Genomic DNA, 545 nt, shown 5'->3' with positions numbered 1-545 from the left:
GGTTGCCGAAGAGGCCATTCGCGGGCGACCAGGCGCCGACCCGGCGGAAATTCGCCTGGCTTACCGTATTGGATTGGCCCAGCGTCTGGATTTGCCGAGTCAACCTCAGGGCATGATCTATACAAACGCCGCGAACGTGACTCCGGCGGCCCTGGACACTGCGTATAACCGCATCATCGAAAACGAAGGCCGGGATGCCTTTGTCCAGAGCCTGATTGAACGCACCTACTGGGTGGACTACTTGAGGAGAACGTACCCTGCCGAGTTCAGGACCTTGGCCGACTCCATGGCAACACAAGTCGACGCCCTGGACGACCGTTACCCCGACGCCGGCGAGGAGTATTTACGTGAATACGCAGAGTTGGGCCGCAGACGGGCTGAACGGGAAACAGCCCTGGCCATCGAGCTGACCGCACGCGAACGCACCCGTCTGGGACTTTAGGCCGCACCTGCGCGCAGGGGCTCGACAAGCCCCTGCGCGAGCGCAAAAGGCTATCAGTTCTCGTAACCCAGGTTCGGCGCCAGCCAGCGCTCGGTCACACTCA

At 61.8% G+C, this 545-nt stretch carries 1 protein-coding gene; it reads left to right on the top strand.

All coding sequences use genetic code 11. The features are described from left to right. The coding region (locus tag AC0L3B_RS38305; RefSeq protein WP_473382752.1) for an NEL-type E3 ubiquitin ligase domain-containing protein at nt 1-442 on the top strand (442 nt) is incomplete at its 5' end. Nucleotides 443-545: the final 103 nt, after the last annotated feature.

The sequence above is a fragment of the Bradyrhizobium sp. Kon56 genome (assembly GCF_055807635.1).
Note: the sequence above shows the minus strand (reverse complement) of the source record. Positions and strands in the feature narration are given on the sequence as shown.